Annotated in this window: 11 protein-coding genes; 7 read left to right on the forward strand and 4 right to left on the reverse strand. The window is 65.0% G+C overall.

What is annotated here, in order from left to right; all coding sequences use genetic code 11:
* Positions 1 to 613, forward strand: a 613-nt coding sequence (locus tag VGG53_RS05295) for a helicase-related protein (RefSeq protein WP_331516939.1), incomplete at its 5' end; no start/stop codon positions are given.
* Positions 614 to 622: 9 nt separating this feature from the next.
* Here the strand turns inward: VGG53_RS05295 and VGG53_RS05300 are convergent.
* Both VGG53_RS05300 and VGG53_RS05305 read right to left on the reverse strand, forming a co-directional pair.
* The gene (locus VGG53_RS05300) at positions 623 to 1768 is read right to left on the reverse strand and encodes a thiolase family protein (protein ID WP_331516940.1); all 1146 of its coding nucleotides are present in this window, start codon (positions 1766 to 1768) and stop codon (positions 623 to 625) included.
* A gap of 67 nt (positions 1769 to 1835) precedes the next feature.
* Positions 1836 to 2249 carry a Zn-ribbon domain-containing OB-fold protein gene (locus VGG53_RS05305; protein ID WP_331516941.1) on the reverse strand — a complete coding sequence of 138 codons (414 nt, stop codon included), beginning with the start codon at positions 2247 to 2249 and terminating at the stop codon, positions 1836 to 1838.
* 180 nt (positions 2250 to 2429) lie between these two features.
* Here VGG53_RS05305 and VGG53_RS05310 point away from each other — a divergent pair, with 180 nt between their 5' ends.
* From VGG53_RS05310 to VGG53_RS05325, 4 genes are read left to right on the forward strand one after another with little or no spacing between them, the layout of a single operon-like run.
* Complete coding sequence (locus VGG53_RS05310) at positions 2430 to 3245, forward strand: ABC transporter permease (RefSeq protein WP_331516942.1); 816 nt, start codon at positions 2430 to 2432, stop codon at positions 3243 to 3245.
* The gene (locus VGG53_RS05315; protein ID WP_331516943.1) at positions 3242 to 3979 is read left to right on the forward strand and encodes an ABC transporter ATP-binding protein; all 738 of its coding nucleotides are present in this window, start codon (positions 3242 to 3244) and stop codon (positions 3977 to 3979) included. Before VGG53_RS05310 ends, VGG53_RS05315 begins: the two co-directional genes overlap by 4 nt.
* Complete coding sequence (locus VGG53_RS05320; RefSeq protein ID WP_414688889.1) at positions 3976 to 4998, forward strand: ABC transporter substrate-binding protein; 1023 nt, start codon at positions 3976 to 3978, stop codon at positions 4996 to 4998. Before VGG53_RS05315 ends, VGG53_RS05320 begins: the two co-directional genes overlap by 4 nt.
* A gap of 18 nt (positions 4999 to 5016) precedes the next feature.
* The gene (locus VGG53_RS05325; protein ID WP_331516944.1) at positions 5017 to 5310 is read left to right on the forward strand and encodes a putative quinol monooxygenase; all 294 of its coding nucleotides are present in this window, start codon (positions 5017 to 5019) and stop codon (positions 5308 to 5310) included.
* Here VGG53_RS05325 and VGG53_RS05330 read toward each other — a convergent pair.
* Positions 5307 to 6296 carry an LLM class F420-dependent oxidoreductase gene (locus VGG53_RS05330; protein WP_331516945.1) on the reverse strand — a complete coding sequence of 330 codons (990 nt, stop codon included), beginning with the start codon at positions 6294 to 6296 and terminating at the stop codon, positions 5307 to 5309. The genes VGG53_RS05325 and VGG53_RS05330 overlap by 4 nt on opposite strands.
* A 56-nt stretch (positions 6297 to 6352) precedes the next feature.
* Here VGG53_RS05330 and VGG53_RS05335 point away from each other — a divergent pair, with 56 nt between their 5' ends.
* Together VGG53_RS05335 and VGG53_RS05340 are read left to right on the forward strand one after the other, a co-directional pair.
* Positions 6353 to 7561, forward strand: a complete 1209-nt coding sequence (locus tag VGG53_RS05335) for an FAD-dependent monooxygenase (protein WP_331516946.1) — start codon at positions 6353 to 6355, stop codon at positions 7559 to 7561.
* Positions 7562 to 7617: 56 nt separating this feature from the next.
* Entirely contained in the window at positions 7618 to 8478 is an 861-nt protein-coding gene (locus VGG53_RS05340; RefSeq protein WP_331516947.1) for an LLM class F420-dependent oxidoreductase, read from the forward strand.
* A gap of 454 nt (positions 8479 to 8932) precedes the next feature.
* Here the strand turns inward: VGG53_RS05340 and VGG53_RS05350 are convergent, their stop codons facing one another.
* Positions 8933 to 10168: a transposase family protein gene (locus VGG53_RS05350; protein WP_331516949.1), complete on the reverse strand. Its 1236-nt coding sequence runs from the start codon at positions 10166 to 10168 to the stop codon at positions 8933 to 8935.
* Positions 10169 to 10282: the final 114 nt, after the last annotated feature.

Genomic DNA, 10282 nt, shown 5'->3' on the forward strand with positions numbered 1-10282 from the left:
CGCACCGTGGAAAGACATCGAAGCCCAGGGCTGGATCGCCCCGGCGGAATGCGTCGAGGTGCGGGTCACGATGACCGACAGCGAGCGGATGATGTACGCGACTGCCGAGCCCGAAGATCGCTACAAGCTGTGCTCGACTGCGCATTCCAAGATCGCGGTGGTCAAATCGATCCTCAGCCGCCACCCTAACGAGCCGACCCTGGTGATCGGCGCCTACCTCGATCAGCTCGAGGAACTGGGCAGCGTGCTGGGCGCCCCGGTGATCCAGGGATCGACCAAGAACGCCGAGCGCGAGGCGTTGTATGACTCGTTCCGCCGCGGCGAGGTGAGCACCCTGGTGGTGTCCAAGGTGGCGAACTTCTCCATCGATCTGCCGGAAGCTTCTGTTGCAGTGCAGGTTTCGGGCACATTCGGCTCACGCCAGGAGGAGGCGCAGCGACTCGGCCGGCTGCTGCGGCCCAAGGCCGACGGCGGCGGCGCGATCTTCTATTCGGTGGTGGCCCGCGACAGCCAGGACGCCGAGTACGCCGCGCACCGACAGCGCTTTCTCGCCGAGCAGGGCTACGGCTATGTCATCCGCGACGCCGACGACCTACTGGGACCGGCGATTTAGCGAGCGCAGTTAGAGCGACAGGATGGTCGCCGACGCGGTCCCGGGTGCGCCGTACACCTGCGCCAATCCGACGCGCGGGTTGCCGGGCACCTGACGCTCGCCCGCCTCGCCTCGCAGCTGGCGGACCAGCTCATGCACCTGACGCAGGCCCGACGCACCGATCGGCTCGCCGTTGGCGATCAGCCCGCCGTCGGTGTTGACCGGAATCGAGCCGTGGATCTCGGTGGCGCCGTCGGCGACCAGCTTCTCCTGCTCGCCGTCGGCGCATAGGCCGGTCTCGGCCATGTGGATGACCTCGTTGCCGGCGTCGGTGTCCTGCAGCTGGGCGACATCGACATCCTCGGGCCCGATGCCCGCGGCCTCATAGGCGGCCTTGGCCGCGTAGACGGTGGGCGACGCGTCCTCATCCAGCGGGGCGAACGTGGCGTGCACCTCGTACGCGCCGTAGGTACGGGTACGGATCTCAGTCGCGCGCACGTAGACAGGTTTGTCGGTGTACTTGTGTGCGATGTCGGCGCGGCACATGATCACGGCCGCGGCGCCCTCGTCGGGTGCGCAGAACATGTATTGCGTCAGCGGGTAGTTCAGCACGGCCGAGTTGAGGATCTGGTCCTCGGGAATCGGCTTGCGGCGGAACGCATTCGGGTTCAGTGCCCCGTTGCGGAAGTTCTTGGCGGCGACCTTGGCCAGCGTGGCCTGAGAGATGTTGTGGTCGTGGAGGTACCTGTTGGCCTTCATGCCGAAGAACTTGGTGGTGACGAACTGCCCGTTTTGCGCATACCACTGCGGCAGCGCCAGCTTGGCCGGGTCGTCGGTGAACGCGCCGCGCGGGTGCTTGTCCAGCCCGATCGCGATGCCGATGTCGTACTTACCCAACCGGATGGTGTCGGCAGTCTGCTGAATGGCACTGGCCGCGGTGGCGCACGCATTGAACACGTTGGTGAACGTGATGCCCGTCAGCCCGACCAGCCGGGTCACCGCATCGGGGTTGGACACCTCGTGGCTGCCACCGAAGCCGAACTGGATGTCTTTCCAGCCGACCCCGGCATCTTTCAACGCGAACTGGATGGCTTCGGCACCCATCTGCATCGCGGTCTTCTCGAACCTGCCGAAGGGGTGCAGACCCACACCGATGATGGCCACATCACTAGTCATGTCGGACTCCTTCTAGATAAATAGTGGCGACCCGCTTCACGCGGCTCCGCCGCGCTCGCGATCGCCGCTAGACCGGCTGGAACGCGAAGGTGACGATCTCGTTGCCGTCCGCGTCGGTGGTGAACGGGATCATGGTGAGCTCGACCTGCTGTCCGAACTGCAACTTGGCCGGATCGTTTTCGGTCAGCCGGCCCTCGACGCGGATCACGTCATCGAGCTGAACCAAGCCCACCCCGAACGGCACGAAGTCGTCACCGGTGGGACCGGCGTACGGGGCCCCGGGCGGAAAGCCCTGTGTCGTCCACGCGACCAGGGTTCCGCTGCGCGGCAGCAAGTGCTCTGACATCGACGAACCGCTGCACCGAGGACAGAGCTCCTGCACCGGGAAGGTGGTGGCAGCGCAGTCGCCGCATCGGCTGCCGATCAACTGCGGGTTGTCATTGGGCCAGGTAGAGATGGTGGGGTCGATTGCCTTCTGCATCGAGAGATCCTCCGTCAGCCGCCGCTGGTGATAATGCGCTCACCAAACCGTACAACAGCGTTCCGCAAAAGCGGAAACCGCATTCTCATTGTCGTTCGCGGCGCCCGATCCGGAGCGGTTTTCCCTTCACGCGGAGTCAAACCCTTCAGCGCGACGGCCACGTCTGCCACCGTTTTCGCAATGGTGAGTGGTTCTGCCCAGACGGTCGCCGATGCCGCGGCGACGCCGACGGTCGGCAGTATTTGGGCTACCCACCGGTGGAGCATTCTGCGGTGGTTGTCGCCGGCGCTGCTCGTCGTGTTGTGGCAACTGTTCAGCGCCACCGGGCTCATTCCCGGTGACGTCCTGCCGGCACCGCAGCTGATCGTCGATGCCGGGCTGCAACTGATCGAGAACGGGAAGCTGGTCGAGGCGCTCGAGGTATCCGGGCTGCGCGTCGTCGAGGGCCTGCTGCTCGGCGGCCTCGTCGGGGTCGCCCTGGGTGTGGCCGTCGGGCTGTCGCCGTGGGTTGAGGCCACCGTCGATCCGCCCCTGCAGATGTTGCGCGCGCTGCCGCACCTGGGATTGATTCCGCTGTTCATCCTCTGGTTCGGTATCGGCGAACTGGCCAAAGTGAATCTCGTCGCGCTCGGGGTTGCTTTCCCGCTGTACCTCAATACCTTCTCCGCGATCCGGCAAGTCGACGCCAAGCTGCTGGAAACCGCTGATGTTCTTGGCTTTTCACTCTGGCAACGACTGCGTATCATCCTGCTGCCGAGCGCGGCGCCACAGGTGCTGGTCGGACTTCGGCAGTCGTTGGCCATCGCGTGGCTGACGCTGATCGTCGCAGAACAGATCAACGCGGACAAGGGCATTGGCTTCTTGATCAACAACGCGCGCGACTTTCTGCGGATCGACATCATCATCTTCTGCCTGGCCGTCTACGCGTTGCTGGGCATCGCCACCGACGCCGGCGTCCGAGCCCTGGAACATCGAGCCCTGAGGTACCGCGCATGACTATCACCTCCGGCCGGCAAACCACCGTTGTCGGCAAGCTCAGCAACGTCAACAAGTTCTACGGCGATCGGCGCATCCTCGATAACATCTCGCTGGAGGTCCGGGCGAACGAGATCGTCGCGCTGGTCGGTCGCAGCGGATGTGGCAAGTCGACCGTGTTACGAGTGCTGGCGGGGCTTTCCGACGACCACGCCGGCAACCGAGAGGTCAGCGGCGCTCCTGCTGTCGCCTTTCAGGAGCCGCGGCTGTTCCCGTGGCGCGACGTGCTGACCAACGTGCAGTACGGACTGAACCGCACCACGCTATCCCGCGAGGCGGCCCGGGCCCGCAGCGAGCTGGCCCTGGCTGAGATCGGTCTTACCGATCACGCCCAGTCGTGGCCGCTGACACTGTCCGGCGGTCAGGCGCAACGGGTTTCGCTGGCGCGCGCACTGGTGGCCGAACCGCAGTTGCTGCTGCTCGACGAACCGTTCGGCGCACTGGACGCGCTCACCCGGCTGTCCATGCGGGCGTTGCTGCTCGACCTGTGGCGCAGGCACGGGTTCGGCGTCCTGCTGGTCACCCATGACGTGGACGAGGCGATCGAATTGGCCGACCGGGTGCTGGTCCTCGAGCGTGGCCGCGTCGCCCACTCCATCACCATCGAATCTCCGCGGCCCGCGCCGTCGGAGCGCACTGCCGAGCACGACCAATACCGCACCGACCTACTCGACAAGCTCGGCGTTCGGCATTGACAGCTAAGGCTATCCAGCGCACTGCCTTTCACCTCGGCATCGTCCTGGTACTGACCGCCGCCGTGGCGGCGTGCGTCTCCCAATCCCAGGGGCCGCAGCCCATCGGGGTGCCGGCGGCCGTGCCGACCGCAGAGCTGTCCGGGCTGACCCTGCACGTCGGCGACCAGAAGGGCGGCACCGAAGCGCTGCTGCGCGCCGCCCACGCCTTGGACGGCCTGCCATATCGCGTCGAATTCTCCACGTTCACTTCGGGCCCGCCGGAGATCGAGGCGTTGAACGCGGGCCGCATCGATTTCGCGATCACCGGCAACACACCGCCGGTCTTCGGCGCGGCGGCCAACTCGAAGACCCGGGTGGTTTCCGCCTGGGACGGCGCAGGCCTCGGTGAGCAGATTCTGGTGCGCACCAATTCGCCGATCGCGACGGTCCACGATCTGACGGGCAAGACCATCCTGGTGGCCAAGGGCAGCGCCGCCCACGCCAACGTGCTCGAGCACCTCGCCGATGCAGGGCTCAAGCCCAAAGACGTCAAGCTGGTGTTTCTGCAGCCCGCCGACGCGCTGTCGGCGTTCGCCAACGGACAGGGCGACGCCTGGGTGATCTGGGATCCCTATACGGCGCAAGCCAATCTGACGCTGAAGGTGCGCAGTATCGGGTCCGCGGACAACGGCTACCAGTTCGGCAGCGCGTCGGTGAAGGCACTGACCGATCCGAAACGCAATTCGGCGTTGTCCGATCTGCTGGTCCGATACGAACGAGCGGCCCAGTGGGCGCGGGCCAACCCTGAGCAGTGGGCCGAGAAGTATTCAGCCGCCGTAGGTTTGAACGTCACCATCTCCGCGCTGGCCCAGAGCCGGATCCGGCGGTTGCCGGTGCCGCTGGATGACAAGGTGGTGGCCGCCGAGCAACGGCTCGCCGACCTATTCGCGACCGCGGAACAGATTCCGGAGGCGCCCGATTTCGTCAAATGGGTCGACCGTAGGTTCAACAGTGTGCTCCCGGTGAGTAGCACGACCTGACGACACGAGGAGATGACGATGACGGTCACGGTGACGCTGGAACTCAGATTCAAGCCCGACGAGGTCGCCGCGGGCCGCGAGCTGATGGGCCGGGTTTTGCAGGACACCCGTGCGTTCGACGGCAACGTGCGAACCGATGTGCTCTTCGATGAGGACGACGAGGCGCATTGGCTGATCTACGAACTCTGGGAGACGGTCGAAGCCGACGAGGCCTACCGCGCCTTTCGCGCCGGCGAGGGCAAGATCACACAGCTTCCGCCGCTGCTGGCTGCTCCCCCGGTCAAGGTCAGGTACATCGCCAGCGACGTCTAACTCAGCGCCGGGATTACCTCGCGCTCAAAGAGTTCGACACCGGAACGGTCGTAGGCGGCCTCGGGGAAGTAGCAGATCACGTATTCACAACCGAGATCGCGTAGCTTCTGCAGCCGCTCGACCACCTGCTCCGTGGTGCCGGTAGCCGAATCCGGCCCGCTGGTTCCGGCGAGCATCGCGTCCGCGGCCGATTCCGGGACGTAGCCGACTAGGCGATCGCGGATGCGTTGCACGCGGTCGTCGACGTTCTTCTCCGAGGTGTCCACGATCGCGTTGACGTTGACCGAACGAACGATGCCTTCGAAATCGGTGCCGACGTCGCGGCAGTGACCGGCGAGCACGTCGGACTTGTGGGCGAACCCGGCCGGCTCACCGGTGAAGTTGGTGTACTGCGCATACCTCGCCGCGATCCGCAGCGTCTTCTGCTCGCCGCCGCCGGCGATCCACAGCGGAATCCCGTTGTCCTGCAACGGTGTCGGTGCCACGATTGCGCCGTCGACCTGATAGTGCTTACCGGCAAAGCTGACTTTTCCGTCCCGCCAGGCTTCGCGCATGATCTGGACGCCCTCGTCGAGGCGTCCCAGTCGCTCACCGGCCGATGGAAACCCGTAACCGTATGCCCGCCACTCGTGTTCATACCAGCCACCGCCGATGCCCATCTGGATGCGGCCACCGGAGATGATGTCGGCGGTCGCGGCGACTTTGGCGAGGTAGGCGGGATTGCGGTAGCTCATCGCCGTGCACATCTGGCCGAGCTTGACCCGTGACGTCGTCGCCGCATACGCCGACATCAGCGACCATGCCTCGTGGGTGGCTTCGCCGGTCGGCATCGGCACGGTGTGGAAGTGGTCGTAGACCCATACCGAGTCCCAGGCACTGTCGTCGGCGTAGGCAGCCAGATCGCGCATCACCGCCCAGTGCCGCTCGACGTCGATGCCGACCAGATCCAAACGCCAGCCTTGCGGGATGAAAAATCCGAATCGCATAACCTCGGACTCTAGCCCGACGAAGATACGAGACGGGCAGGCCGTTGGGAGGTCTGATGCGGATCCTTATCTCGGGTGCCAGCATCGCCGGACCGGTGCTGGCTTATTGGCTCGCACGCGGCCGTTTCGACGTCACCGTCGTCGAGCGCGCCCCGGCGCTGCGAAAGACCGGCGGCCACGCCGTGGACTTGTTCCGTCCGTCGATGGAGATTTCGGCGAGGATGGGCGTCCTGCCGCACATCGAATCGCTTGCCACCGGAACGGATCGGCTGACGCTGTACCGCGAGGGCAGGAGTCGTCCGGCACGAGTCGACCTCACCAAGATTGTGGGCGCAGCATCCGACCGGCACGTCGAGATCATGCGCGACGATCTCAGCGAGGTCTATTACGACGCCGGCCGCGAGCACATCGAGTATGTGTTCGGCGACTCGATCACGGCCATCGCCCCCGACGGCGAGGTGACATTCGAACATGCGGCGACGCGCAGGTTCGACGTCATCGTCGGAGCCGACGGGCTGCACTCGAATGTCCGGCGTCTGGTGTTCGGTGACGAGGCCGGGCTCACGCGGTTCATTGGCGGATACCTCGCGGTGGTGTCGGTGCCCAAATCGCTTGCACCCGAGGGCGAGATGATCATTCACGCCGGTGTTGGCCGGATGGCGGGCATCTACACCGCGCAGCATCTTGACGACGCCCGGGCACTGTTCATGTTTCGGAGCAAGACTGAGCTGGACTACCACTACCGAGACACAGTGCGGCAGAAGGAATTACTGCGCGACGCGCTCGCCGGGTTGGCTGCGCAGGCAGACCACTGGCTGGCCGAAGTCGACCACGCGCCCACCTTCTATTTCGACTCGATCAGCCAACTCTCACTGGATATCTGGTCACGCGGGCGAGCTACCCTCGTCGGCGATGCCGGATACTGCCCCGGGCCCGCGGTGGGTGGCAGCACCAGCCTGGCGGTCATCGGGGCGTACGTGCTGGCCGGCGAGCTCATCGCGGCTCGCGGAGACCATCTGCGCGCATTCGCCGCCTACCAGCAGGAGATGGCCGAGAAGGTCAGTCGTAGCCGGGTCTTCGCCCGAGGCACCGCCAAGACCCTCCTTCCCGGCTCCAGCGCGGGGGTATGGGCCGTCACCCGTGGTGCGCAGTTAGTCTCGTCGCTGCCCGCGCCATTCACCAGGGCCGTCGCAAGGTTGAACACCAAGGGCGTCCGAATGCACGACTCGATGGCAGTACCCGACTACCCCGACGTAAGCATCTGAGACGATGCCCCTAAGACATCAACCGCGGCCGCCCGCCACGAGAGGAATCACCGTCGATGCACCTCACCGGTATCGGGATCTGGAGTAGCCAGCTTCGCTACGGCAACCCTGCTGAATCCGCGGACGCAGCAGCGGAATTGGACGAATTGGGGTTCCGGGCACTGTGGATACCCGACGTTGGCGGGGCGGTCTTCGACGCGGTGGGCAACCTGCTCGCCGCGACCAAGCAAACCACGGTCGCCACCGGGATCCTAAATCTCTGGATGCATACGCCGAGCGACGTCGCTGCGTCGTACGCAGAACTGACTGCCGCCCACGGCGATCGTTTCCTGCTCGGTATCGGGGTCAGCCACGCGCCGCTGATCGATGCCGGCGAGGCCGGGCGATACCGCAAACCGCTGGCGGCGACGGCGTCATTCTTGGACGAATTGGACGCCGCGCCGCAACCGGTTCCCGCCGATCGACGCGTGCTGGCGGCGCTCGGCCCGAAAATGCTGTCGCTGTCGGCGAGACGTGCCGCCGGGGCACACCCCTACCTCGTCACCCCCGAGCACACCGCAGTGGCCCGTGGGACTCTGGGCGACGGACCCTTGCTGCTGCCAGAGCAGACCGTGATTCTCACCGACAGCGCCGACGAAGCACGCGCTATCGGAACCGACTGGCTGCGTTCGTATTTGGCTTTGCCGAACTACGCCAACAATCTGCTCCGTTCCGGCTTCTCCGAAGACGATCTGGCACAGGTGAGCCCGCGCCTTTTCGACGCGATCATCGCTTGGGGCGACGAGGGCGCAATCCTGCGTAGGGTCTCCGAGCATCGTTCGGCCGGCGCCGATCACGTGTGCATCCAGGTGTTGCTGAGCGACCCGAAGGCCTATCCGCGCGAGCAGTGGGGCCGAATCGCGGCAGCGCTCACCTAGCGAGTCACACCCGCCTCTCGGAGAGGCGGTGCCCGATGTGCCCACCTCTGAGCGACAATCTTGGTCAAATGTCGTACCCGCGTGCGATGTTTCGGCAATGAATCCGCCCTACCTTCGACGGATTGAGCTGCCGTTACGTGCTCGCCTTCCACTTGGCGAACCGGGGTCCGGCCACTGTTGCCGAGTTGATCGACGGCGTTCGCCACCTTGGTTTCCGCGTTCAGGGTCGGCCATCGAAAGCCATCGCCGACGCGTTGCGGTGGGAGATCGAGCAGGGTCGAGTGCATCGACTCGGGCGCGGCCGATACGGCCCGGGCTACATTCCGCGTTCGACCGACTATCGGATCCACCGTCGCGTGCTGGCCCTTCGAGAAGCCGTTGTCGCTGTGAGGCGGGCACAAAGTGTGCCCTCCTGTTGCCTCATGTCAATATGCCCGCGACGGTATTCGTTGCCTCAAATGCCGGATGCCCGCGTGAGCTGGTTCGTCGCGTCGTTTGCTGATGCCGGCTTGGGTGGGGCTTTGCGCTTGGGTCCGGCCTTGGTGACGGTCAAGGTGACTAGCTCGTTGATGAGGGCCTGAATGTGGCGTTGCAAGGCGGCGGGATTTATGTCGAGGTAGGTGCGCGTCAGGTCCGCTTTCGCGGTCGTCGGAAGGTTCGGATGTGCCTGTGCACGCTGCTGCGGGGTGGCTGCGGTGTCGTACTTCTTGATGACTTTCGCGCCGTCGCGGGCTTTGTAGACAAGCTTTTGCTGGGGGCAGAAGTAGTTGCTCAGTAAGGATTGCCGTGTCCAGATCTTGTTGAGTAGCACTAGTTCTGCGGGTGTGTCGTAGCGGTGGTAGCCGACAAGGGTGCGCACAGTGGTCCAGTTTTTCTGCTCGACGTGGCAGCCGTCGTTCTTGTTGCCGACTCGCGAGCGAGTGAAGGTGATCTGGTGCTTCTCACACCAGTCGAGCAGGTGGAAGTTGATGAACTCCGAGCCGTTGTCGGAGTCGATGCCGCGGATCGGGAAGGGCATCACCGCGGTGATGTCGTCGAGGGCGGCCATGACCCATTTACGGGCCTTGTTGGGCACGCTGCGGTTCTCGGTCCAGCCCGTGGCGATGTCGGTGACCGTCAGCGTCCAGACATGCTCGCCCACCGCGTGGCCACCGTCATGGCTGACCAGGTCGATCTCGACGAAACCCGGGACCGCGTCGTCCCAGTCGGCCCACGTCCGCACCGGGATCTGGCTTTTGAGCAGCGTGCCCGGCTTCGTACGTGAGCGTCCCCTGGCCAGATACTTCTTGCGCTCCGGGGCCAAACGGCGATCGATGGTGGCCGCAGACATATCGGCCAGCAGCGTCGCGGTGTCCTCGTCAATGTCCAACTCGCCGTACCGACGCAGCACCGACACCAACTCACCCAGCATCGGCGCCAGCCTCTTCCCTGCCGGCATCCCCAACACCGACCAGCACAACACCAGCGCGGCAACCGCTTTCGGCCCATATTTCGGTGGACGCGGCCGCCGCGTACTCACCAGCTGCGGGCGCCGCGCGAGCCGCAACGCCTTACGCGCATGATCACGATGCCACCCCGTTGTCGCACACAACTCGTCAAGAATTCTTACCTTCTCGGCCTTGCCTGCCCGCCGGTAGCGGACCGCAATCACCCTCGTCACGGCAGTGCGCTGCGCCAACGTCAACTCCATCATTCGGCGGTAGCCCAGCCCCACCCCAACCGACCGCAACGACATGCCCTACGCGGGCACTTTCAAATGAGGCAACGAAGGAACCAAACGGGCATCTTTAACGAGTCAACGCGC

Source organism: Mycobacterium sp., from assembly GCF_036490025.1.
Lineage (GTDB): Bacteria > Actinomycetota > Actinomycetes > Mycobacteriales > Mycobacteriaceae > Mycobacterium.